Consider the following 24027-nt stretch of genomic DNA (forward strand, 5'->3'; position numbering starts at 1 on the left):
GTATACGAAAAATGCTCACACATAAAGAAGCACTATTCCTGTTGAATAGTGCTTCTTTATCAATTTGATGCTTATGCGTCGTCGTCACCCGTTTCAATCACCATCTGTTGGTTTTGAAGCACTTTCACAGTAAATGTAACAATCATTTTCTCAACAATTTTTGTGAAGCAGCCTTCCCCTACCGGCCCCTCATTGTATTGGTGGCGGTTTGTCGCCTCATCCCACTCCAGAATTGTACTTGATAACAGCTCACAGAATGGAAGCTGATTGTAATATTGAGTGCTGAATTGATGGAATTGGGAGATATCACTGGATAGGAACTGATCTTTCTCAGGGTAGCCTCTTCCAAGATCCTGTTCTCTATAAAAATCGAATTCACTGCGGGTGTTCGCCACTGGCAGTTGTACAGGTGCATCTAAAGGAATATTGGAAACGCACTCAAATGGTACTCTTACTGTAAGTGACTTGATATCAGAAGCCACACAATTTCCTTCTTTATTGTAAATTGGTGTAGCGTACTGGATATTTTTACGAACATAGCCTTTAATGACAAGCGGGAATGTTCCGTTATCAGAGAATGCTGGGGCTCCTGCTGGTGGTGTCAAAAGACGGCATTGTATAATTTCAACTCTCTTTTTGACATCCTTGATTTCCATAACTGGTTCAGGAAAGTGGATATCCGCTACAAGGTTGGTCGTAACTTCTCTGACAGCCAATTGAACAGGAACTCTGATTGTTCTTAAGACGTCATCTGGTACGATTAAAGTTTCGCCTTCAGTATTGGCACACTCCCCAACGTTAGCTGACTTGCTTACTTCGACACAATCACGTTTAGGATGATGATGTTTTTCACTCATTGTATTTCCTCCTTATGTTTTTTCCTTCACTTTATCCTATGCGTACGAGTCTATTAAGCTTGGTTATATGCATCAGGACATGCGTGGATTTTCATAGAAACTTCCCGGAGTCAATCCATTGTGCAAAAAAAAAAGCCGCTGGGTACTTGCACAGGGCTTCTCACTCACCCATAGGATTCAAGAGAGGAGGAGATAATGATGAAATCGTCCAATTTTTTCGCGGTTGATATCGGTAACAGCTGGTACAAAGTACTTTCTTCCGATTGTGGTATCACCTCGGAGTACCAAATGCCTAATGCCATTGCCTTATTCGATGACGAATTCTATGAAATGCCCTATGACGAAGAAGATGTAGAATTAGAAGAAAATCTGATCGTTGAGGTAAAGAGTCCTGCAGTTGATAATAAAAGAGAATTATATTACGTTGGAAAATCAGCAGCGAGGCAAAGAAATGTCAGCCTCACCTCTGTCAACAATCAAAAGGTTGATGAAATTCGTACTTACGTTTTGCTTTTCTCTACTGCTGCCTATCACGCCCTGCTCATTCACGAAGATGCAACTGATATAGTTTATGAAATTGATCAACTGGCGGTCTCCCTGCCAACTACCCAATATAAAGAAAAGAAAGAGCAGTTGAAGCAGCGGCTGATCGGAACACACTCCATCATCCTTCATAAAGTGCCGGGAGTTCCCGAGCCTAAGGAAGTATGTGTAAAGTTGATGATCAAAGATGTAATCGTCGGGGCTGAAGGAGCATGCGCTTACCTTGGAATGACCAGGGACCAGGAAACCCTGGGAATCAAAGACGATGAGCTTGTAAAGGATTCTGTTAAAGGAGTGCTGATTGGTGATCTTGGAGGAGATTCAGTCGATTTTGTAGGAATCAAGAATAATAAACCAGTGGCTTCTGTTGAAGGGGAACATTTCGGAATCAATCAATTCCTTGATATCATCATTCAAAAGGTCAGTAAAAATGAGCTGTATAAATTCGACTCCAGGTCCGAACTTGAAGAAAAACTCGCTGCAGGACAATCGGAATGGTATGTTGAGCCTTTTGCAGGAGTTCGTAAAGACATCAGTAAATATATAATTCCTCAATTAAAATCCATGGCCATCAAATATTTAGAACTATTTGATAAAGTCAGGAGCAGCTCAAATGAAATTAAAGGGGCTTCCCGCTATATCGCAGTAGGTGGTGCCGCCAAACTGGCACAAAAGCAAATTCAGGAAGCGGCGGTAAGGTGGACAGATAAAGGGCGCCCCATAAACCTTTACTTCCCTGAAGACCTTGAAAAATTAAATGTAATGGGGCTCATGATCCTGGCAAAAATGAATCATCTCAAAAAACAACATCTGGAAGAAACTAATGACCTAGCAGCCGCAAGGGGTTGATCGGTATGGGAGAAACGTACACGGATTATGTCAATCGGGTGGCCATCACAATTCCGGAGAAATATATCGATATCAAGACCGGCGATAGTCATACTGTTTCTAAGATCATTCAGGAACAGATTGAATACCATGCTCATAATCACACCCTGGCCCACCTTGTTTTTTCAGCCCTCGATCAATACTTTAAACCCTATGCAAGGAACGGGACAAATGCCGAAATCCTTCAAGAACTTGAATCTATAAAAACCTTGCTGCAGCAAGGCTATGTTCCTGGACCCCCTATTGTCCCAGCTAAAGAGCAGCTTACCTCTAAACCTTTGAACATGCGTGACCTGAACGATATACTCGAAGCCTTCGGGGGCTGACACCCTGGAGGTTTTTTTGGGGGGATTAAAAAAGAATTTTGATTATCTAACTGCGTTTGGAAATACATCGCCAATATTTACTGACAATAACAAGGCACGTGAAAAAACCTAAGTATCGAGTGCTGGCATAACCCAGGGAATTGCACTTCTCTTAAGTAGTACTCACAATATTTTTTTAACGTAATTATATTTGCTCTAATATAAAAATTATAATTCATTAATACAAGGCAACATAAGGTCGTTTTTCTTTCCTCAGCATCCATTATCTCAGAAGGGATTCCATTACTCTTCATGGCTTTTTATAGAATAGAGCTGCTCTTACCCGATGAGAAATAAAACTATTAGGGAAAAATCCGGCTCTCGGGATTTTTCGAAATCAACATACATGCGAAAACAGCCTAGTAAAAAACCAGTATACACCATCTCTTATAGTAAGACACAAAAAACCGGCTCCCCATCAGGAACCGGTTTTGTAATTGGTGGTAGTATGTAGGCCGCATTTGCCGTAAATCGTTTAAGAAAGTTTTAAACCACCACTCCTCAAAGTGGGTGTTTGCAGAAACGTTCTTGTCTTCCGCTATCCGAGGCGGCCTGACATTCCGGCTTCGATGTAAAACTCCCTATTACAGCTTAAAGGTTAAAACTTTATTATCATTACGAACAACGCAGCTTATAGTAGTATATTAACTCATCAAGTTTAGAATTTCAAGCACAGTTTTTTCCATTATTCCGTAACGGAATTTCGCCGGCAGGTTCTTCATTACTTTTATGTCTCACCCAGAAGGCATCGCATAGTTTAAGCTCTTTTTTTCTCAAAACTCGGAGCACAGCTTCTGAAATCAGCAAAAAACCGGCTCCCCATCAGGAACCGGTTTTGTGATTGGCAGTATGTACAGCCACAGTTGCCGTAAATCGTCTAAGAAAGTTTTAAACCACCACTTCTCAAAGTGGGTGTTTGCAGAAACGTTCCTGTCTTCCGCAATCGCGGCGGCCTGACATTCCGGCTTCGATGTAAAACTCCCTATTACAGCTTAAAGGTTAAAACTTTATTATCATTACGAACAACGCAGCTTGTATTTAGTATCTTACCTCATCCTTCAAGGAATATCAAGCACATTTTCTTCCAGGTTTCGAAATGAATCCCCTCACTATCTCCTGTACTACGATGTAATAATTTACATGCTTTGCGATTCGATCATTCGAGACACTAAGGTAAGAGAGTTTCCTTAAAGCTTTATATCATAGTCCGGTCATTTATCTTTGGTGCACTTCCCTGTGAACATGAATTACATGAAAATTGACTACCCATGTATCCACCTCGCTCCTCTGGATACATGAGTTACATGAAAATTGACTACCCATGTATCCACCTCGCTCTTCTGGGTACATGAGTTACCTAAAAATTGACTACCCATGTATCCACCTCGCTCTTCTGGGTACATGAGTTACATGAAAATTGACTACCCATGTATCCACCTCGCTCTTCTGGGTACATGAGTTACCCGAAAATTGACTACCCATGTATCCACCTCGCTCCTCTGGGTACATGAGTTACATGAAAATTGACTACCCATGTATCCACCTCGCTCTTCTGGGTACATGAGTTACCTAAATTGAGCCCTCTCTTGTATCCACCTCGCCCCTCTGGATACATGAGTTACCTAAAAAATGCCGACTCTTGTATCCACCTCGCCACACTGGGTACATGAGTTACCTGAAAATTGACTACCCATGTATCCACCTTGCTCCTCTGGGTACATGAGTTACCTAAATTGAGCCCTCTCTTGTATCCACCTCGCCCCTCTGGATACATGAGTTACCTAAATTGAGCTCTCTCTTGTATCCACCTCGCCACACTGGGTACATGAGTTACATGAAAATTGACTACCCATGTATCCACCTCGCTCTTCTGGGTACCTGAGTTACCTAAAAATTGACTCCCCATGTATCCACCTCGCTCTTCTGGGTACCTGAGTTACATGAAAATTGACTCCMCATGTATCCACCTCGCCACACTGGGTACATGAGTTACATGAAAATTGACTACCCATGTATCCACCTCGCTCCTCTGGGTACATGAGTTACCTGAAAATTGACTACCCATGTATCCACCTCGCTCCTCTGGGTACATGAGTTACCTAAATTGAGCTCTCTTATGTATCCACCTCGCTCCTCTGGGTACATGAGTTACATGAAAATTGACTACCCATGTATCCACCTCGCTCCTCTGGGTACATGAGTTACCTAAAAATTGACTCTCCATGTATCCACCTCGCTCTTCTGGGTACATGAGTTACCTGAAAATTGACTACCCATGTATCCACCTCGCTCTTCTGGATACATGAGTTACCCGAAAATTGACTACCCATGTATCCACCTCGCCACACTGGGTACATGAGTTACATGAAAATTGACTACCCATGTATCCACCTCGCTCTTCTGGGTACATGAGTTACCTAAATTGAGCTCTCTTATGTATCCACCTTGCTCTTTTAGTGTCTGAGTTACCAAAAAAGAACCTAGTCCTGTAATCAAAGCTCTTTCTATATATAAAAGATAAAATTTTGAATCGATATGTATAATCGGTTATCTCCGATATTTGATGCTTCTAAGAAATAATTCAAAAGCGCGTAGCTGCAAGACAATATATGTGACAAACTCATATAAGGAGGATATTCTATATTATATCCCATTGGAATAGTCTACTTTATTCCCTTTACACACATGATAAGGAGGTGTAGTAAATGAAGGTTGTATTGGCCTCCCCTGACTTTCATCAGCAGCGGGGAAATACTGTGACAGTTCAAAGGATTGCAGACGGATTGGGAAACGAGGGTGTAGAAACCGAAATTGTTTCCATAACGAAAGAACCTGAGATTTCTTCTTTTCCAGAAGCGGAGCTGATTCATGGTTTTCACGCTTATAAATTCTTTACATTCAAAAAGAAATTGAGTGAAAACCATATCCCCTTTGTCATCACCATGACCGGAACAGACATTAATCATGATTTATATGATCCAGAGAAACGAGAAACTGTCCTAACATGTTTAATGGAAGCAGCCGCCATAACGGTTTTTGACAAAACCGCAAAAGAGACGCTCCTTAATGAAATCGAGGGCCTTGACCCCAAAATTCACGTGATACACCAGGGAACCAGTTCACTTAATGCATCAACTCTTTTTATCCCGAAAGAAGAAAACACCTTTTTATTTGTGCTTCCAGCCGGGATTCGTATGGTGAAGAACATTCCATTCGCCATTCATGCATTAAAAAAATTGCACTCAACCTATCCTCAAATCAGGCTGCTGCTTGTTGGACCCATCATTGAAAATGACGAAGGAGAACGAGTAGAAGCATTAGTAAAAGAAAATGAAGAATGGATTTCCTATATTGGACAACTTCCTCATCAAGAAATGGGAGCCGTCTATGAACATGCAGATGTTGTTTTGAACACTTCTCATTCGGAAGGACAGCCCGCAGCCATCCTGGAAGCAATGGAAAGAGGTCTTCCTGTCATTGCTTCTGACAATGCAGGAAACCGGAATATCGTGACACATGGAAAGACTGGCTTGGTGTACACTAATGAGATCGAATTCCTTGATTATGCGGAGGATTTGCTCAATAATAACGAAATGAGGATGGAATTTGGAAGTTCAGCCAAATCTTTCATTCTCCAGTATCATTCCAGAGAGTATGAAACGAAAACCCTGCTATGGATTTACGAGCAGGTTCTCTCTAAGGCAGCATCTTACTAAATAAAATTGAATAAGGAGTGATTCCGTTATGACAAATAAAGAAAAAGTCAAGTTAACATCTTTGTCTTCAAAAGGCGGTTGAGGATGCAAAATTGGTCCTGAAGACCTGGCGCAGGTTCTGCGTCATTTGCCTCGATCTGTAGAAGATCCTAATTTACTTGTCGGCCTCGATACTTCCGATGATGCCGGCGTTTACAAAATCAATGAAGAAACAGCACTCGTTCAAACATTGGACTACTTTACTCCAATTGTGGACGACCCGTATATGTTCGGGCAGATTGCTGCTGCGAATGCCTTAAGTGATGTTTATGCAATGGGAGGCAAGCCCATCACGGTCATGAATATCGTCGGCTTCCCTATCTCCACTTTGGATAAAAGCGTCCTAGCCGATATTCTGTCAGGTGCTTCCGATAAGGTCCGTGAATCCGGGGCTGTTCTAGTCGGCGGCCACTCCATTGATGACCAGGAGCCGAAGTTTGGGTTATCGGTCACTGGGGTTGTTCACCCTGACCGGATAAGATCTAATGCTGCCGCTCAGCCCGGCGACAAACTAATCCTGACGAAACCGATCGGCGTGGGAATCTTGACGACAGCTATTAAGAACGACAAGCTCCCTCAGAAAAACATTGAGGAAGTCATGGAGACTATGGCAGCCCTTAACAAGGATGCAGCAGAAGTCATGGACTCCTTCCCTGTTAATGCATGTACAGATGTAACAGGATTTGGACTACTTGGTCATGCATTGGAAATCGCTGAAGGAAGCAAGAATGGCATAACAATTGAAAAGGATTCTGTTCCGCTTCTCCATATGACAAAAGAATTAGCTCATCAGAATATCATCCCGGGTGGTTCTCGTAAAAATCATAAATGGCTGTCAGACAGAGTTGATTATGATGAATCTATATCAGAAATCGACCAGTTAATCCTTTGTGACGCCATAACATCCGGCGGCCTTCTGATCTCTGTTCCTGAGGAACACGCAGAAGCGCTGAATAATGAGTTGAAAAACAGAAACTTAAACTCTGCGATTGTCGGGACCGTAACAGCAGAAAGACCCGGCAAGTTGTTTGTAAAATAAAAAGGGCTCCTATTGAGCCCTTTTTTATGGATATCTGACATGAAAAGACCTTTTTCTCATTGTAAATAAGAAGTATATAACTTATAAAAGAGGTGCAACCCATGAAAAAAAGCTTTTTCCTTACATTATTGATTTTCCTTTCCCTGATTATTGCGGCGTGCGGCAATACAAACGAAAATAGCAGCGGGAATAATGGAAACACCGATAATGCAAACAATGCTAATGAAGCATCAGAAAGTGAAGCCTTTACCATTGGCGTCATCCCAGCCCAAACGCAAGGATCGATGGAAGGTGCTATGGAAAAATTGCAAACGATCCTTACTGATGAAATGGACAGAGAGGTCAAGGTGGAAGTCTACCCTGATTACAATGGTGTCGTTGAAGCCATGAATTATGACAAAATCGATATGGCTTATTTCGGACCTCTGTCATACGTTATTGCTCATGAAAAAAGCGGTGCGAAAGCTATCATCACACAGTTGATTGACGGCGAGCCCTTTTACCACTCTTATATCATTACCCATAAAGATAATCCTTGGAATTCTCTAGAAGAATTAGTGAAAGACAGCTCAGAAGTGAACTTTGCTTTTGGAGATCCAAACTCTACTTCAGGTTCACTCATCCCTTCGATCGAATTGAAGGACCGTGAAGTTTACCGTTCTGAAGATGATTATGATTTTGAATCTGTCCGCTTTACAGGTTCTCACGATGCTACGGCGTTAGGTGTCTTGAATAAACAAGTTGATGCAGGTGCCATTGACAGCGCGATTTACAACCAGCTTGTCGATTCCGGAAAGGTGGACGGTGAACAAATTAAGACAATTTGGGAATCTGAGCCGCTGTTTCAGTATCCATGGGCGGTTCACCAGGATACCGATGAAGAAACCATTGAAGCTTTGCGTTCAGCCTTTTTGGGTATAGAGGATCAGGAAGTACTTGATGCTTTTGGTGCTACAGCATTCACTGAAGCAAGCAATGAAGACTACGAAAGTATCAGGCAGGCAGCCCTTAAAGAGGGACTTATCGAAGAATAGAGTGATTAGGCGTGTGGTTTAAAAAGAGAAGCATCTTTACTTTCCTTATATTGATGTTCTTTGTTTACGTCAGTATGAGGCTGACAGAATTCGATCTATCCAAATTTAGAGATTTTCGAAATATGATTGATTTTTTATCACAGTGGTTTCCAATGGATTTTTCCCTTTTGCCTAATATGGTTGAAGATGGATTGGAGACATTGGCAATGGCGTTTTTAGGAAGCTTCTTCGGCCTCCTGATCGCATTGCCTTTGAGTTTTATTTCAGCCAAAAACACATCTCCTTCCTCCCTTCTCTATCATATAGCAAGAGTGGGACTGAGTTTTGTTAGGTCGGTGCCTGAGATTGTTTTTGGTTTGATTCTTCTGACCGCGTTAGGTCTTGGTCCCTTCCCTGCGGTCATTGCCATCATGATTCATAATATTGGTGTCTTAGGAAAGCTCATTTCAGAACTCATAGAGGCATCAGATTCCGGTCCTCAGGATGCGATGAAAGCTGTGGGAGCAAAGAAATGGTTCGCCTACTTCTTCAGCATTCTGCCCCAAATCTGGCCAAATGTCCTTTCTCATTATTTTTACCGGTTCGAAGTGGCGATTAGGACTTCCCTTGTCCTGGGGTTTATCGGAGGCGGCGGGATCGGTCAAAGACTATTCAACGATTTTAAAACTTTTCAGTATTCATCCGTTTCACTCGATGTACTGATCATCATGATCATGGTCATTGCGGTCGATTTCTTGGGCAGTTATGTACGAAATAAAGTTATATAGGAGGCAGAGAATATGTTAACTATTAAGGATGTCAGTGTACAGTACCGAGGATCTGAACAAGCTGCTCTGTCTTCAGTCAACCTCTCCTTCTCAAAAGGAGAATTCGTATGTATATTAGGAAAAAGCGGTGCCGGCAAGTCTACTTTTATTCGTACGATCAACGGCCTGCAGCCTGTCTCAGAAGGAGACGTATTTTGGAATGGAAAGCCGCTTTCTGCTAACAATGAGGAGGAAGCCCGGAAAGCCAGAAGAGAAATGGGCATGATCTTTCAGCATTTTAATCTTGTCCCCCGCCTTTCTGTCATGCAAAATGTGCTGACTGGCATGTTCGGCTACCGCCCGACTTTTAAGAATTTGGTCGGCTGGTTTACAACCGAAGAAATCCAACGAGCCAAAGATGTCATCTCACAAGTCGGCCTCTCCGATTTTTCAGACAGACGGGTGGAACACTTAAGCGGCGGCCAAAAGCAGAGGGTTGGAATTGCCCGCGCTCTCGTTCAGAATCCCAAGGTCCTCCTGGGAGATGAGCCGGTTGCCAGTCTCGATCCCGGTACGTCCAATCATATTTTTTCTTTGATTAAACAGATGCATGGTCAGCATAACCTGCTGACCATCATCAATGTGCATGATGTGTCACTGGCGAAGAAATTTGCCGATCGCATCATTGCATTAAAGAACGGTTCTGTAATCTTTGATGGAATTGCATCAGGCTTTACTGAAAAAGAATACATGGAAACCTACGGATCAGAGAATTACCAGCATGTTTAATAGAAGGCGCTTTTCGTAAACTTTGTTGCTAGTTGATACTAATTCCGAAAAACTAACCCTGTTAATACAGGTAAAAAACTGGTAACACTGAAAAGAAAAAAGCTGCTCTCCCTCTATAAGAGATAAAACTCTTAATATTCAGGGACATCCGAAAGCAACAATATATGCAAAAACAACCTAATGAAAAGGAGCGGGCCTTATGCATAGAAGTCCATGAGTGGTTGATTCAACCAGGGTCGTGTACGACTCTAATGATAAAAGCATTATAACTATGCTTCCACCTGGCGAGAAAAAGACCGTAATGCTGACTTTTGATGATGGACCAGGAAGAGCTCTTCCTGAAATCCTTGCGATTCTTCAAGAAGAAGAAATCCAGGCGGCTTTTTTCTGGCAGTCACGCCTTCTTCATCCAAATCGTCCTTGGAAAAAGGTTTTAGATCAAGGTCACATCATTGGCAATCACTCCTGCTCTCACAAAAATCTCGCTCGGCTTCCTTTCCAGGAGCAACTTGCAGACCTATCCAAGTGCAAGCAAAAAATTGAGAGCTTAACGGGACAAAAGGTAGATTATTTCCGACCGCCTTTTGGTCAGTACAACAGCGATACTCTTGCAGCAGCAAGCCAGCTGGGGATGAAAACCGTGCTGTGGAGGATTGCCTCGCTCGATTGGGAGCTGAAAGATGATCCAGTACAGATTCTGAACTACGTAATCGATCATTTGGAAGACAGGGCCATCATTCTTTTACACGAATTACCGCAGACTGTAAAAATCCTGCCCGTTTTGATTCAGGAAATCAAGAAAGCCGGCTATAACTTCGGACTTCCTGAAAGATGAAATTTGAAAAATCTATGAATATTCATTCCTTCCTTTTCTTAAATGAACAGTCCCTGCTGACTGCTTCATTTAAGAATCCAAAGTATTCAAAAAAGCAGTGAAGACCCAGCAAAAGAGACTACACTGCTTTTTTTTAAAGGATCTTTCCGAAATACTGCAGTTCGCATGTATTGCTGCTTTCATCTATTACGGAATACAAAAAGGTTTTCCATGATTACAACTGCTTAATACTTATACGTTTCACTTCCAAGGGCATACCTTCCTATGCCCCAGAATGAGAGGAAAATAGTATATTAAACAATCAAATATAGGCACATCATTTTTCTAAGAGAGAAAAGTTTTTGAAAATAGGTTATTCATCTTTAATGACCCTCCTAGTAAAAGTTTCCTTGTATCGTATTATTATTGCACATTAGAAATTTACATAGTCAGCTAATACAGATTATAATAATATTTTGCAATACTTCTTCCTTTAAATGATAGAGTTAAATCACTAAAAGATTTTGATGGGAGGCTAAGGAATGACTGCCTATTCTAAAAATGTAAATGGCTCTGATTTTCACTGGGACATGGAAAAAGGAGAATTTCATTTCGAAAATGATGAAGTTGTTTTATTCTGGGTCAATACAGCTTTTAAAACCCTGCTTGATTCTATAGAACAAATAGCTGGAGAAAATGAAGCAAAGCTGGTTTTGGAAACAGCAGGATACCGTACTGGTAAGACTGTAAGCCGGTTCTACAGTAACACTCTTGGTGAACCGGAAGAAATCCTCAAAAAACTCCCTAACACCTACTTAACTGCCGGTTGGGGCAAAACAGATATTATTTCCGTTTCCTTTGAAGAAAAGCAAGCTGTAATACGTGTGCAGAACGGCTGGGAGTATAAAGTAAATACTGCTCAGAACAAAGACCATGAAGGCACCTTCCTCCCTGGTCATTGGGCCGGTGTATTTTCAGGTTTGTTTGGGGAGACCGTCTGGTATGAGGTCACCAAGAGCCAGATTGAAGGTGACCAATTCAGTGAATACAGGTTTTTCCCTTCTTCAGTAACGCCTTCCCTGAATATATCCACCCTTATTCAGGAACAGAAAAAGGCTGCCCAAGAAGAAATTGAGAATGTTACCCGTGAACGGACGGAATTCTTGTCTAAAATGATCAAAGAAATCTCTTCTCCAATCATTCCGGTTATGGAGTCTATCTTAGTCGTACCATTAGTGGGACGCTATAATGAACTTAGAGCCGAAGAACTTCTGGACAGAACGTTACTGAACCTGCCTCTCTATAAGGCCACACATTTGATTGTGGATTTGACAAGCCTTAAAGGGGTGGATCATTATACCCTTTCTTTCATTGATAAATTTATCCATGCCACAGCCATCCTGGGTACAAAATGCATCCTGGTTGGAATTTCAGCAGAGCTGAGCATGCAGATTACTAATCGAAGACACAAAATTAACAAGGTCCCTTGCTACTCAATGCTGCAAAATGGCGTCATGCATGCATTGGATGAACTCGGACTGGAACTCACGAAGAAATAAGTTTTTAATCAGCATTAAATCTTCCTGATTTAATGCTCGTTTCTGTTTCAGAAGGATTGCATCTTCCTTATCCAAATTCTCTTAACACAATCTATTTAATGCACTTCTACCCCTTTCTTTTTGCCAGACCATCTCGATCGTGTGCCAGCGGCGGCTGCTCGAGCCAGCCATTCTCAATTAAAAGCTGCGCTCCTTCATTAGCATAAAGCCCGATTTCAGCCAACATTCGAGTGTAATCCACCGCAATATCCCTTCTCTGAGAGACAGCCAAGCCTGCACCATAAAAACCGATTGCAGCTGAAACAAGTAAGACGATGTGATTTAGCATCAATTTTTCCGAGTAAGGAGAGGTAATGCTATCCGTTACTTCCGAAGCGAATGTAGGTGGTGAAGATAGGTCTGATTTCTGCAAAATATCCCTAAAAATCGAAAAATGCTTCTCGCAAATATCCTTTCCAAGCAAGAAGAATTTTTGAACCGCTTTGGACTTACATACTTGTCCAAAAGCAATTTCCAATGTGATCTTTACAACAGTTTTTTGCATATTGTAACTGATTCCGCTGATTTCGGATGCAGTTAGCGGGCGTTTTTTGCCAAACCAGCCTGCCATATAACGCTGCTGATCAATCATATCCACGCTGTCAGCAATGTCTATATTTGGCGGTCTAGTATACAGTCCTTTTTGCAGCATCAGATTGACAATTCTTTTGTATAGCTTCATCGTCGCCAGATTGCATTCCGTAAAATAATCTATCTGGTCTTCTCTTGCTGAATTCCCTACAGCACCGGCATATCCTGTCATTCCATGAAGGGTCATGACATGTATATAAACCAGTACGAAAGTATCCGTAAACAAAGCTGGAGCTTTCATATTCATTTTCTATCGTGAATCCCTTTGGAATCGGTTGACCCTCACGGTTAAAGAACTCGGTAATTTTACTTAGATGAGTCTGAGCCATTGAGATAGACTGGTTCAGCACTTCTTTAATCTCTTCATCTTTCACCTTACTGACTGCATGCGTCAACATACAAATGGAAAGAGAGTCATTTATATACTGTGTCCACAGATTGGCTGTCTCTGCTGAGGAAAGCGAAACGATATGAGTACTTTTTTCCACAAAAATCCTCCACCTCTTCATTATTCTATTCTATATAATTCTCTCCAGCCATCCTTCTCATTCACTATTCACCTGGATTTTTTTCTTTAAGTTATAATGAATCCATATGGGGAAAAGTATTGTTGAAGCTTTTCCAAATCAAACAAACAGTTTTGAGCTGGCCGGAAAATACAATAGCGGATTTTCAACGTTAAGAAATGGAGGTCTTTTCATGAAAAAATGGGCATTTGTCTCAGATTTTGATGGCACTATTTCAGAACAGGATTTTTATGATCTTGTTATTGAAAAATATTACGACGAAGGAAAACAGTTATACACACAATGGAAAAACGGGGAAATGAAGGATATCGAATTTCTCGGCGAAGTTTTTAAAAATATCAATGCAAAAGAAGAAAACCTTATTGATGAAATACGGAAAATGCCGATTGATGAATTTGCTATGGAATTTATCAAAAAAGTACAGCAAAATGGCGGTGACTTCTTTATCCTCAGTGCAGGAACCGACTATTACATCAAGCATCTCCTTGAGAACTATGGAATCCAGAATGTGAAAATCTATTCTAATAAGGGCTATTTCGAGAATGAAGGTGTCCACTTAAACCTTGATGAATCCCACCCTCATTACCATGAACGATATGGAATCGATAAGTCCATAGTCATTCAAGACCTGCAAAAAGAGTATGAAACCATACATTTCATAGGAGACAGCGAGCCGGATACACATCCTGCCGAGCATGCAGATCTCGTGTTTGCTAAAAAAGCATTACAGGATATGCTTCAAGAAAAGGACATTCCCTTCGTCCCAGTGACAACTTTTGAAGAAGTGGATGCTTATTTACGCAAAGAAGGCTGTTTTCACAATTGAAAATGATAAAAGGTCCGGGATATTCTTTTAAGTTAAGAATTTCCGCAGCGTAGCCATTACCTTTAAACAAAAGACTCGTTAAGGTGACGAGTCTTTTGTTTAAGTATGGAAAATCGAGACTTGAATGTGTAAGATAAATAACTCTCCCCAGGGAAACAAGAGGCGTCTGCTTTTAGGCGCCCATCCTGGTAGATATGCAGGATGGGGAAAAGATTTTCCTAAAAGCTAATTGTTAAAAAAATATATATCCACCATGATACTCATAGCTAGTAAAGCCAAAGTCCTAAAGCTATCTCCATTTAAGTTGTCGATATAAAAACCGTCATGTTTAACGAGATTATCTTTAATAGAACTATAAACTAAAGAACGACGTTTGATTGAAGAAAAGGCTTCGTTCGTCTTCAGGTCGATTATGGAAAAATCTGTTGCTCCAAAACCTCCACTAGCCCGAACTAACTCTTCCCCATCTCTAGAGATTACTGTCATTTGTGGTGACTTAATTTTCACTAGGGAACTAATTTCAGCTAAGAATACCTTATCTCTGGAGAAAATCTTAAAATTCTTATAAAACCCTTTTTCTTTCTTTATCATTCCAATAATATTTTCATTGTTATCTACTATCGACAAATCAATACCCGCTGCGTTGTAGAGACCAAGAAATTTAAATGCTTGATTTCCTAAATTTTTTCTTGATTCCAGAGTCTCTTCAATTCTTCCAATTACTTTATCATTAGTTGTTAAGGAGTATTTCCTCCCCTGGCTTTTTAACATGGATTCTTTTTGTAAATATATTTTGTTCTGGTCAAACATCTATTTTCCACCCTTTTGAAATTATACTGATTCTATTAATTCTTTTAAAACAAGTCTCTTCAATGGCGCTATTCAAAATTTGTTATGATTTAAGACAAAGTTTATAGTTTCGCCTGCACGCAGCCGAGATAACCCGTTAAATATCAGTATAAGAGGTAATCGCTCAAAACGCACATATATCCATCTCATCAACTAATATTGTTTAACAACAAATAAACCTCTTTTAAAAGAGGCCACTGAAAAAGTCCAACAATTAGTTTAAAGGCACAATCGCTCACTTCCAAGAGCGATTCTGCCTTTTTCAAAGAGTGCTGTTTTTTCGTTGAGGAGACCCGTTCCGCTTGGTTGGGTGAATAATGTAATAGCTTTAGAGAGCGTCCAGTCATTCCCTTAATAGGGTACTCAGCCTTAAATAAGGGAACTTTTTCCCTTATCTGCAATTTCAAGCTAATTATGGGGAAAATAGAGGAACTATTTTCCGTTATATGATGAAAAGCACAATTTTTCTAGCGTATTAAGCTAATTAAGGGAAATTTATTCCTCTATTTTAGCTTTTCTTAGAGTTGTATAAAAAATAAGGGAATCTCTTTCCCCTATTTACTACCAAAAACACTGAACTACATAAATTAAGCACCACCGGTCACTGCCTTTAATTATCACTCTTCTATCTTTCCAGCGGTGACAGGCAAATAACAAACACCAAAGAATTTTAAAGCTGATGCAGGATAGATCAAGAAAAAGTCAACCTTTCTTCCTCTTTAAGGAAGGATAGTTGACTTTGTCTTAGGTTAAAGCAAGTAGACTATAAAATTCGGTAGATATTTAGTCCCCTCTTTTCTTTTTAAAAGGCTATTTTCACATATTGTTGCTTTCGGAAAAATCCCAAAAGCCGGATTTTTCCCCTGAATACTAGGCTTTTTCGTTCTAATCGAAGAGAGAAGCTCTTTTCTCTCTTGTTTAACAGGATTTTCCGGGTTAATTATGGTTCTATCTTTCGCAATCAATATCAAATAGCCACAAAGTTTACGAAAAGAGCCTTTTAAAAAGGGGAAATTTAATATGGATTCACTTGAGATCCTTAAGTATGTTCATTTCTTATCTCGATGAGTAAATTCCTTCGACTTTGTATGCGACTGCTTCCGTGAGTTCAGTTGTCATTTCAGGGAGAATCGAATTCAACAAAGGGTTAACCATCTTGGCAAGCGGCCCTTCTGCGTTAATTTCCAGATATCCTGTCATGGTTGATGAATTGGTTTCTATTGCTACAGCCTGGAAATATCCCTGCCCATGGAACCTTTCATTGATCCCTGTCAGGTTAAAAGTGACCATTGAAGGCTCCTTCCAGTCCATTATATCCACTTTTAAATGAATTTTCTTCTTCAAGAAACCCACTTCTGTCTTGAACTTCCATGTGGATTCCCTGTCGTTGAAAATTTCATGTTCCATATAACCCGGAACCAAGGGTGCCCAAATATCCATCACACTGACAAATTTCCAAAGCTCTTCCACCGAAGCTTCCACTTGCATTTTATGAAGGCCTGACGGCATACGATCTCCTCCCAGATGTCTTCTTGTGCTACTTTATATCATATTAGAAAGAGCGGAGGTTATTACAGAATTTCCTGCCGTTTACCATGAAAACACTGATTGCGAAATTCAGCTGTGGAGGAAAATGCAGAAGCATTTGTATTCAATCGGAAATCACTTTAAATTGCTGCTTCAAAAATGAAAAAAATAAAAAGTGACGCAGCCAATTTAAAAGAGTTAAGCTAAGAACAAAAGCAGAAGCGCCTCGATCAGTCCCGGCAGGCAAATATTCGAGAAAAAAGGCGCTTTTCCTTTTATTATCAGACGGTTATTTGACCCCAAGGGGCTAAGTCCGTTCTAGTGGGTACGGACCCTTAGGCGCCGAAGCTGGACGTGGATAATATAGCAATAAGTTATCCAAAGAGGGTGACTTTATAATTCTCTAAACAATAAAAAAGAGAGCTGAATTGTTCAGCTCTCTTAAGTGTATTTATTAGTCTTCAATGACAACCTTTTGCATTACATCGCCATTTCTAAGATTTCTTGCCGATTCAAGACCGGAAGTCACTTTACCGAATACAGTATGAACACCATTCAAATGCGGCTGGGGTTCATGCACGATGAAGAACTGGCTTCCTCCTGTGTCTTTACCGGCATGTGCCATAGAAAGTGAACCAGCTTCATGCTTATGAGGGTTTCCTTCTGTTTCACAAGGGATTGTGTAGCCGGGACCGCCAGTACCAGTTCCTTGAGGACACCCTCCTTGACTTACAAAGCCCGGGATAACACGGTGGAATGAAAGACCATCGTAGAAACCTTCTTTCGCAAGCTTAGAGAAGTTTTCAACTGTACCTGGCGCTTCATTTGGAAACAGGTCAAATTCTACCTTTTCACCATTCTCAAATTGTATGTATCCTTTTTTAGCCATTGTATAACACTCCTATTCATTAGAAATCAATTATTATAATACCATGATTTTCTTCAGAAGAAAAAGATTGTGAAGGATTTTAGATAAATTTGGTGGACAATCAGCACCAATTACTTCCCTATGCTCATTGTCCACCGATTCTTTTATCCTCCTCAGGCCACTGCTGGGCATCTGCCTTTACCAGTCCGAGAAGCCGTTCCCTTCTTTTCATAAGATTAGATACTGCAATATTTAATTCAGCATTGGATTTCAAAGGCATTCCTGCATCACGCAGAGAATTTAAATCTATTGGCGGTGGTGTATTTACGGCCGGTTTAAAAAACACCTTATGAAGGGTGTCCAGGTAATCATCCACACTGGACCTTGCTTCCTTTAACCATACTCTATTTGGCTTATATTCCTCTTCAACCCCGAATTCGTAAACCGTTAAAGCTTCGTCCAATATCGCCAGTGCAACAGCAGAGGATTCACTGTTCTTCTCTGTATGATAGTAATGCAGAATGGGGTATGCTTTGTGCTGCTGTGTCAGCATGCTCAATTGTGAAGATAAATCTTTTAGCAGGAAGTCTACACTGTGATAGTCCTGTCCGTTCCAGCTTTGCCTCACAACGGAAACCCAGCTTTCACCTTGTCCAGTTACATTTTTGGCAAAGGAGCGTTTTTGTACAACTCCGCTGAGAACCGATACCACGTAAGATACAGACAGAGTTATGAAGAGCATGCCGCTTCCTGTGGCAATAGTTGTCACTAACTGCCAAACTCCTTTTTGGGGGATATAATCCCCAATTCCAAGAGTAAACAAGGTAAAACCGACATAGTAAATTTTTTCAACCCAAGTGGTGACGGGCGTTTTATCCGGTGTAAGAAGAATCGAATCTGCATCTGCTGAAAAAACTATTGTCCAGCCTACCCACAGCAGGATAATCCAGGTTATCAAAGTAAGGGACAAAACCAATGGGCCTGCCAGCCTCAATAAGTTTAACTTTTTACTGCTTAATTTTCTAAGTATATACCAGCACGTTTTTCCCATTCTCCTGGACAGCGGGCCTCCTCCCCCATCCACCCAGATGGTTGTCCATAATAAATCGACAGCCACAAATATTAGAATGGAAGTACCTAAAATCAAATATATTTCATTCAAGCTCAATCTTCCTTTCCTGACTCTCAGTCCTGTTATGCTAGTAGTAAAATTACCCGCACTCCCCTGAGAGCAAACCTAAACAGGAAAGGTAACAAATTCCCCTTCACAGGTTTATTTTTATATGTTAGGGTATACTACAGTAAGGCTCCTCCCGAATTCTATTCGCTTGTTGCGGGACACTTAACCACTGTACGGATCGGGAGGGGCCTTTACTGCCATCATACATACGACAGAAAAAGCTTGCAGCCCATGGCGAGGGCACTGAAAAAGTTCAATAAAGATCTAAAAGGCAGAATCGCTCACTTCAAAGAGCGATTCTGCCTTTTTCACTTAAGGTTTTACGAATAAGTGTTGATTTCCGTTCCAGGTGCACGACTCCGCGGGGCGGGCGTTGAGCCTCCTCGGCTTCGCCTGCGGGGTCTCACCTGTCCCGCTAGTCCCGCAGGAGATCGTGCACCTTCCACTCCAATCAACGTTGAGAAAAAAGAACACTACCCGCTAATAAAGCCTTACTTTATAATAGAAGTAACAATAAAAGTGGGTGGTTTCCAGTGATTCAACAACAACAAACATTGATGTTCAGTAAGTATATGGACCTTTATGATATCGTCGTTCCACAGGACAATATGTTAAGGAAAATAAACGATTTAATCGACTTCTCCTTTATTTTTGATGAATTAAAGAATAAATATTGTCATGATAATGGGCGAAATGCGATTGATCCTATTCGTATGTTCAAATATCTGTTTTTGAAAACCATTCACGGTGTATCAGATGTCGATATTGTTGAGCGGTCTAAATATGATATGTCTTTCAAGTATTTTTTGAATATGGCTCCAGAAGAGCCAGTTATTGATTCAAGTTCTTTGACTAAGTTTCGAAAGCTTAAGTTAAAGGACATGAACTTATTAGACTTGCTTGTCAACAAGACGGTTGAAATCGCCATAGAGAAAGAAATCATAAAAGTAAGTCCATTATTGTGGATGCCACCCACACCAAGTCGCGCTATAATCAAATGAAGCCAAAAGAAATTCTGGTGGAGCGCTCGAAAAACCTTAGGAAAGCGATTTATAAGATAAACGAAAATATGAAAGACAAATTTCCTTTGAAACCAACCAGTGATGTGCTGGAAGATGAGATCGCCTACTCACAAAAGCTAATTGGGGTAATAGAAAAGGAAGAGACCCTTTTAGAATACCCCAAAGTAAAGGAGCAGCTAAATCTCCTGAAAGAAACGATTGCCGATGATATTGAGCAACTCCAGTCCATGAAAGATCAGGATGCCAAAGTGGGGCACAAAACCGCTGACTCATCCTTCTTTGGCTACAAAACCCATCTTGCGATGAGCGAAGAACGTATTATCACAGCCGCAACCATTACCACCGGAGAAAAAAGTGACGGAAAAGAACTCCAGACACTCATAGAGAAAAGTATAAGCTCGGGCATGGAAGTTGAGACGGTTATTGGGGATACAGCCTATTCGGAGAAAAACAATATTGAATATAGTAAGGGAAATGGTATTAAACTGGTTTCAAGATTGCACCCCCAAATCACTCAGGGTGCCCGAAAAAAAGAGAACGAATTCGAGTTCAATAAGGATGCGGGACTTTATGTTTGTAAGGTAGGACATATGGCCACACGGAAAGCTAGGCAAGGCAAAAAAGGAGTAGGAAAAAACCAAGTTGACACTTACTATTTTGAGGTGCATAAATGTAAGAGATGCCCTCTTAGAGAAGGGTGCTACAAAGAAGGAGCTAAAAGTAAGACGTACTCCGTTTCCATAAAGTCCGATCAGCACTCCTCCCAAACAAAATTCCAGGAAAGCGAGTATTTTAAGGAAAAGGCAAAAGAACGATATAAAATTGAAGCGAAAAATAGTGAATTAAAACACAGACACGGGTATGATGTGGCAGAATCCTCGGGTCTAATTGGCATGGAATTACAAGGGGCCATGGCTATATTTGCAGTAAACATTAAAAGGATCCTAAAACTAATGTGATAATAAAGGGGCAGCATATATGGCATATATGCTGATATCCAAGAAAAAAGCCAACCCTTCTTCCTTTTATAGGAAGAAGGGTTGGCTTNTTGAAGCGAAAAATAGTGAATTAAAACACAGACACGGGTATGATGTGGCAGAATCCTCGGGTCTAATTGGCATGGAATTACAAGGGGCCATGGCTATATTTGCAGTAAACATTAAAAGGATCCTAAAACTAATGTGATAATAAAGGGGCAGCATATATGGCATATATGCTGATATCCAAGAAAAAAGCCAACCCTTCTTCCTTTTATAGGAAGAAGGGTTGGCTTTTTCTTTATTAATTATAGTTATAGTTTAGATATCGGCAGATTTTCAGTGCCCTCGCCCATGGCTGCAAGCTTTTTTGGCATAGATTACCTCTTCTCTAATTTCCAATCTCCCTTTATACTGACTAGTTGGAGGATGGTGAATGGACATGGCAGAATTGAAGCAATTTATCTTTTTTGACTTTGAAATGAAGTGTGATGATAGAGGCATGGCTTACGAAAACATGGAAGCCATACGATTAGGCGCAGTTAAATATGATCTGCAAACCCGAAGAATTACCAGCTTTGACCGTTTCATCCAGCCCGCCACAAGAGATCCGCTTAGTCCTTTTTGCAAGAATCTTACCGGAATCGATGACAGAGATCTTGAAACAGCCGACCCTTTCCCTGTTGTATACAGTGAATTTCTATTCTGGACAGGCGGTGTCAAAAAGTCCCGTTTCTTCTCTTGGTCCAAGAGCGATTTATCCAGACTCAAAATAGACAGCCACCTGCATGGACTGCCTGCTGTCACTCTCGAGAAAATCGAAAAACGTTATGTGGACTTTCAAGATATCTTCAGCAAAGGAGTCTCTAAGGTTAATCTTTCAGTTGAAAATGCCCTCGCTATATATGGAGCGGCCTTTGAAGGGGAGGCGCATCATCCTATGTATGACTCTTACAATACTCTGCGGGTTTTTCTCAGATATTACAGTGAGCCCGTTACTTCTGATATTGAAATGGCAAGAGCATTTATTCTGAACGGAGAAGAGATAGAACTTGCCACGATTAACGAGAGAATAAAAGAAGTGCTGACCGCAGATATCGCGGAGCTGACAGACAACCTGCATTTCGCATACCGCATGACAAACGTTAAAAAACTTCTTAAAAAAGTTAGCAAAACAGTTGGAAAGTATGACAATATACTTATAAACCGTTCTGGTATATTTACAGAAGACATCCTGCATCTCGTTCATCAGCTCAATGCTTTCAACAAAAACCTTCTCGAGTCCTTCCAAGAACATCTTGAATGCTCGTCAAGAATAATGATCATCGATGACTACTCTGAAACCACTTTAAAGAATTTGAAGTGAAGCCATATGCTTCCTTCTACATATTTAGGCTCTTTGTCTGATTAAAAGCACCATCATCATACCAAACAACCCAATCACGCCAACCAGCGCACCAGTTAAGGCAAACGGCAGGCTATCCCATCCGCCAAAGAAAACAGCTGACAACAGGGCAAACACCCCTCCTGCCAAGCCCACTATATAGAATGCAGCGAACCGCTTTGATTTCTTCACGTTTCGGCTCAAAGCCAGCGTGACGATTAACAGCAAAATACTTCCTATAACGAGCATTGTAACACGACCCTTCAAACTTCTAGTTTATCCATTTCAGAGTAAGTAGTGGATTCTATGTATAGGCTGTTCTCAGATTGCTGCTTTCGGATCCCCGGATACTAAGGGATTTCTCTCTAATCAGTGAAAGAAGCTCTTTCTTTTCATGCTAAACAGGTTATCAAGGTGAATTACGATTAGTTTTTTGGGATTAGTATCATATAGCAACAAAGTTTCCGAAAAGAGCCCATGTAAATGAACTAAGAAAAAGGAATGGAGAAAAATCTCCACTCCGTTATTGAATCCAAGTCACAGCATCAGTGTGATGGTTCTTATCAAAATGTTTCACTTCTAAATCGGGCATGGTATCTTCCATCTTCGCACCAATTTCGACCCATTTCTTGTCACTGACTACCGCTACTTTATTGAATTCGTGCATGTGGTCCTTACCGAAAAGAAAATCCTCTTTCAGTGCTTTCATTGAAAAATCCATATCATTTACGACTAACAGAAGATTCATGTTTTCATTAGGTGTCTTCTTTTCATGAAAAGCTTTTTCAAACTGCTGCATATCGTCTTTGGTGTAATCTCCTGTCACTTCTACTTCCAGCAAGTCATTTCTTCCACTTGGAATAATTGTAAGCATATTTCATTCCTCCTTAATCGATGTCTTATTCCGTTTATACCCTTCTTTTCCAAGGAGTTAAACTTCACGGGCACATGAAAAAAGGTGCAGTATGCTAAACTGCCTTAACCCCGGCCTCTACGTAACTTCTGACCAGCATCCTTTTTACTTCAACAAATTTAAATGTATTATAAACTAAATTAGCAGTCTCCAAGGGCTTGCCATCAATGACCATGGAGGCGGATATAAGTGCATAGCTTCATTTCAGAAAAAAAGTATTCGCGCTCCGGATTTTGATCTTAAAAGCGAACGCTCCAACTCATAGTTTATAGATAGTCCGTTATTGTAAAAGATAAGAAAAAAACCAGTTCACTGATTCCTCTCCATTACTCCTTTTAATACTCTGGTGAAAATATAGCAAAAGTATACAACTGCTAAATCAATAAGCAAGAGGTAAGCATAGTTCATCCCTTTCCTTAATTCCAGAAGGCCGATTACGCTTTCCAAAGGAGCAAAAACAAAGGAAAAAACAGCGCTCATTAATGCAGAATATACAAAGAAGTCTTTCTTTCTGCTGGTGCAATATTGATAAAGAAGCAAAAAACTGACTGGCAAGACTGCTGCCGTCATATTCAGTGAATAAGGGTAGATCGGAACAAAAAAATACTTATGTACAAAGTAACCGTATCTTTCAAGTGGCACATCTATGTAAGTCCATAATAGATGAATCGAATAGCCAAGGAAAAAGAGTTCAAACACCCTGCTGCGATCAACTGTGAAGATGAGCAGTATCAACGGGCCCACCGTAAGTATCAAGACAACCCAGAACTGCCAGCTGTCAAAGCTGGAATAAACACTCCAGTAATGATGAAATAAAGAATTCAGCTCGTCACCCGTCTGATATAATCTGTCCCAATATTCTTCATAGTTCATAGACTATCTAACCTCCAAGTGCGATGTATCCTTAGCTTGTCACGTCCCTATTGAACTATCCT

At 40.7% G+C, this 24027-nt stretch carries 20 protein-coding genes, 2 other RNA genes and 2 pseudogenes; 12 read left to right on the forward strand and 12 right to left on the reverse strand.

The genetic code is table 11. The annotated features are described in order from the left end of the window. Positions 1–71: 71 nt before the first annotated feature. Entirely contained in the window at positions 72–857 is a 786-nt protein-coding gene (locus tag FZC78_RS03485) for a CsxC family protein (RefSeq protein WP_148938284.1), read from the reverse strand. 198 nt (positions 858–1055) lie between these two features. On the opposite strand from FZC78_RS03485, the gene FZC78_RS03490 reads away from it, so the two are divergent. Together FZC78_RS03490 and FZC78_RS03495 are read left to right on the forward strand one after the other, a co-directional pair. Beyond that, complete coding sequence (locus FZC78_RS03490; protein WP_148938784.1) at positions 1056–2249, forward strand: ParM/StbA family protein; 1194 nt, start codon at positions 1056–1058, stop codon at positions 2247–2249. A 5-nt stretch (positions 2250–2254) separates the two neighbouring features. Beyond that, positions 2255–2614: a hypothetical protein gene (locus FZC78_RS03495; protein WP_252183488.1), complete on the forward strand. Its 360-nt coding sequence runs from the start codon at positions 2255–2257 to the stop codon at positions 2612–2614. A gap of 487 nt (positions 2615–3101) precedes the next feature. On the opposite strand, the gene ssrS (FZC78_RS03500) is transcribed toward FZC78_RS03495, so the two are convergent. Continuing rightward, a non-coding RNA gene (ssrS, locus tag FZC78_RS03500) (6S RNA) lies at positions 3102–3289 on the reverse strand. A 214-nt stretch (positions 3290–3503) separates the two neighbouring features. Then, a non-coding RNA gene (ssrS, locus tag FZC78_RS03505) (6S RNA) lies at positions 3504–3690 on the reverse strand. A 1668-nt stretch (positions 3691–5358) separates the two neighbouring features. On the opposite strand from ssrS (FZC78_RS03505), the gene FZC78_RS03510 reads away from it, so the two are divergent. The 7 genes from FZC78_RS03510 to FZC78_RS03540 all read left to right on the forward strand — a co-directional run bounded on the left by FZC78_RS03510 (position 5359) and on the right by FZC78_RS03540 (position 12389). Further along, entirely contained in the window at positions 5359–6369 is a 1011-nt protein-coding gene (locus FZC78_RS03510) for a glycosyltransferase (RefSeq protein WP_187444784.1), read from the forward strand. Between the two features lie 28 nt (positions 6370–6397). Next, positions 6398–7447 carry a selenide, water dikinase SelD gene (gene selD, locus FZC78_RS03515; RefSeq protein WP_187444785.1) on the forward strand — a complete coding sequence of 350 codons (1050 nt, stop codon included), beginning with the start codon at positions 6398–6400 and terminating at the stop codon, positions 7445–7447. Between the two features lie 101 nt (positions 7448–7548). Then, positions 7549–8481, forward strand: coding sequence for a phosphate/phosphite/phosphonate ABC transporter substrate-binding protein (phnD, locus tag FZC78_RS03520; RefSeq protein WP_148938287.1), 933 nt, complete (start codon positions 7549–7551; stop codon positions 8479–8481). Between the two features lie 11 nt (positions 8482–8492). Further along, complete coding sequence (phnE, locus tag FZC78_RS03525) at positions 8493–9248, forward strand: phosphonate ABC transporter, permease protein PhnE (RefSeq protein ID WP_148938288.1); 756 nt, start codon at positions 8493–8495, stop codon at positions 9246–9248. Positions 9249–9260: 12 nt separating this feature from the next. After that, entirely contained in the window at positions 9261–10016 is a 756-nt protein-coding gene (gene phnC, locus FZC78_RS03530) for a phosphonate ABC transporter ATP-binding protein (RefSeq protein WP_148938289.1), read from the forward strand. Between the two features lie 217 nt (positions 10017–10233). Next, positions 10234–10851, forward strand: a complete 618-nt coding sequence (locus tag FZC78_RS03535; protein WP_252183489.1) for a polysaccharide deacetylase family protein — start codon at positions 10234–10236, stop codon at positions 10849–10851. Between the two features lie 521 nt (positions 10852–11372). After that, positions 11373–12389: an STAS domain-containing protein gene (locus FZC78_RS03540; protein WP_148938290.1), complete on the forward strand. Its 1017-nt coding sequence runs from the start codon at positions 11373–11375 to the stop codon at positions 12387–12389. Between the two features lie 106 nt (positions 12390–12495). On the opposite strand, the gene FZC78_RS03545 is transcribed toward FZC78_RS03540, so the two are convergent. Continuing rightward, positions 12496–13110, reverse strand: a complete 615-nt coding sequence (locus tag FZC78_RS03545; RefSeq protein ID WP_353733562.1) for a DUF3231 family protein — start codon at positions 13108–13110, stop codon at positions 12496–12498. Beyond that, positions 13102–13528, reverse strand: a pseudogene (locus FZC78_RS24700) (DUF3231 family protein); the annotation flags it as partial. The pseudogene FZC78_RS24700 and the gene FZC78_RS03545, both read right to left, overlap by 9 nt. Before the next feature lie 190 nt (positions 13529–13718). Here FZC78_RS24700 and FZC78_RS03555 point away from each other — a divergent pair. Continuing rightward, entirely contained in the window at positions 13719–14372 is a 654-nt protein-coding gene (locus FZC78_RS03555; RefSeq protein WP_148938293.1) for an MtnX-like HAD-IB family phosphatase, read from the forward strand. A 225-nt stretch (positions 14373–14597) separates the two neighbouring features. Here the strand turns inward: FZC78_RS03555 and FZC78_RS03560 are convergent, their stop codons facing one another. The 4 genes from FZC78_RS03560 to FZC78_RS03575 all read right to left on the reverse strand — a co-directional run bounded on the left by FZC78_RS03560 (position 14598) and on the right by FZC78_RS03575 (position 18778). Further along, positions 14598–15182 carry a hypothetical protein gene (locus FZC78_RS03560; protein WP_148938294.1) on the reverse strand — a complete coding sequence of 195 codons (585 nt, stop codon included), beginning with the start codon at positions 15180–15182 and terminating at the stop codon, positions 14598–14600. A 1095-nt stretch (positions 15183–16277) separates the two neighbouring features. Continuing rightward, positions 16278–16730 carry a CoxG family protein gene (locus FZC78_RS03565; protein WP_148938295.1) on the reverse strand — a complete coding sequence of 151 codons (453 nt, stop codon included), beginning with the start codon at positions 16728–16730 and terminating at the stop codon, positions 16278–16280. A 472-nt stretch (positions 16731–17202) separates the two neighbouring features. Then, complete coding sequence (locus FZC78_RS03570; protein WP_148938296.1) at positions 17203–17637, reverse strand: peptidylprolyl isomerase; 435 nt, start codon at positions 17635–17637, stop codon at positions 17203–17205. A 124-nt stretch (positions 17638–17761) separates the two neighbouring features. Further along, positions 17762–18778 (reverse strand): ion channel, encoded by a 1017-nt coding sequence (locus tag FZC78_RS03575; protein ID WP_252183490.1) that lies wholly within the window; start codon positions 18776–18778, stop codon positions 17762–17764. Between the two features lie 551 nt (positions 18779–19329). Here FZC78_RS03575 and FZC78_RS03580 point away from each other — a divergent pair. Beyond that, positions 19330–20777, forward strand: a pseudogene (locus FZC78_RS03580) (IS1182 family transposase). Positions 20778–21231: 454 nt separating this feature from the next. Beyond that, positions 21232–22161: a 3'-5' exonuclease gene (locus tag FZC78_RS03590; protein WP_252183491.1), complete on the forward strand. Its 930-nt coding sequence runs from the start codon at positions 21232–21234 to the stop codon at positions 22159–22161. Between the two features lie 24 nt (positions 22162–22185). Here the strand turns inward: FZC78_RS03590 and FZC78_RS03595 are convergent, their stop codons facing one another. From FZC78_RS03595 to FZC78_RS03605, 3 genes are all read right to left on the reverse strand, one after another. Further along, the gene (locus FZC78_RS03595; RefSeq protein WP_148938298.1) at positions 22186–22428 is read right to left on the reverse strand and encodes a DUF412 domain-containing protein; all 243 of its coding nucleotides are present in this window, start codon (positions 22426–22428) and stop codon (positions 22186–22188) included. 274 nt (positions 22429–22702) lie between these two features. Further along, entirely contained in the window at positions 22703–23053 is a 351-nt protein-coding gene (locus tag FZC78_RS03600; RefSeq protein ID WP_148938299.1) for an STAS/SEC14 domain-containing protein, read from the reverse strand. A 348-nt stretch (positions 23054–23401) separates the two neighbouring features. Continuing rightward, a complete protein-coding gene (locus FZC78_RS03605; RefSeq protein ID WP_148938300.1) occupies positions 23402–23965 on the reverse strand; it encodes a hypothetical protein in 564 nt (187 codons plus the stop codon). Positions 23966–24027 lie beyond the last annotated feature (62 nt).

Source organism: Rossellomorea vietnamensis, assembly GCF_008180415.1.
Lineage (GTDB): Bacteria > Bacillota > Bacilli > Bacillales > Bacillaceae_B > Rossellomorea > Rossellomorea vietnamensis_C.

What these genes read in the sequence shown, in the direction of transcription:
- FZC78_RS03485 (WP_148938284.1), bottom strand. Translation starts at nt 857, where the DNA reads ATGAGTGAAAAACATCATCATCCTAAACGTGATTGTGTCGAAGTAAGC.
- FZC78_RS03490 (WP_148938784.1), top strand. Translation starts at nt 1,056, where the DNA reads ATGAAATCGTCCAATTTTTTCGCGGTTGATATCGGTAACAGCTGGTAC.
- FZC78_RS03495 (WP_252183488.1), top strand. Translation starts at nt 2,255, where the DNA reads ATGGGAGAAACGTACACGGATTATGTCAATCGGGTGGCCATCACAATT.
- FZC78_RS03510 (WP_187444784.1), top strand. Translation starts at nt 5,359, where the DNA reads ATGAAGGTTGTATTGGCCTCCCCTGACTTTCATCAGCAGCGGGGAAAT.
- phnD (WP_148938287.1), top strand. Translation starts at nt 7,549, where the DNA reads ATGAAAAAAAGCTTTTTCCTTACATTATTGATTTTCCTTTCCCTGATT.
- phnC (WP_148938289.1), top strand. Translation starts at nt 9,261, where the DNA reads ATGTTAACTATTAAGGATGTCAGTGTACAGTACCGAGGATCTGAACAA.
- FZC78_RS03540 (WP_148938290.1), top strand. Translation starts at nt 11,373, where the DNA reads ATGACTGCCTATTCTAAAAATGTAAATGGCTCTGATTTTCACTGGGAC.
- FZC78_RS03545 (WP_353733562.1), bottom strand. Translation starts at nt 13,110, where the DNA reads ATGAAGCTATACAAAAGAATTGTCAATCTGATGCTGCAAAAAGGACTG.
- FZC78_RS03555 (WP_148938293.1), top strand. Translation starts at nt 13,719, where the DNA reads ATGAAAAAATGGGCATTTGTCTCAGATTTTGATGGCACTATTTCAGAA.
- FZC78_RS03560 (WP_148938294.1), bottom strand. Translation starts at nt 15,182, where the DNA reads ATGTTTGACCAGAACAAAATATATTTACAAAAAGAATCCATGTTAAAA.
- FZC78_RS03565 (WP_148938295.1), bottom strand. Translation starts at nt 16,730, where the DNA reads ATGCCGTCAGGCCTTCATAAAATGCAAGTGGAAGCTTCGGTGGAAGAG.
- FZC78_RS03570 (WP_148938296.1), bottom strand. Translation starts at nt 17,637, where the DNA reads ATGGCTAAAAAAGGATACATACAATTTGAGAATGGTGAAAAGGTAGAA.
- FZC78_RS03590 (WP_252183491.1), top strand. Translation starts at nt 21,232, where the DNA reads ATGGACATGGCAGAATTGAAGCAATTTATCTTTTTTGACTTTGAAATG.
- FZC78_RS03595 (WP_148938298.1), bottom strand. Translation starts at nt 22,428, where the DNA reads ATGCTCGTTATAGGAAGTATTTTGCTGTTAATCGTCACGCTGGCTTTG.
- FZC78_RS03600 (WP_148938299.1), bottom strand. Translation starts at nt 23,053, where the DNA reads ATGCTTACAATTATTCCAAGTGGAAGAAATGACTTGCTGGAAGTAGAA.
- FZC78_RS03605 (WP_148938300.1), bottom strand. Translation starts at nt 23,965, where the DNA reads ATGAACTATGAAGAATATTGGGACAGATTATATCAGACGGGTGACGAG.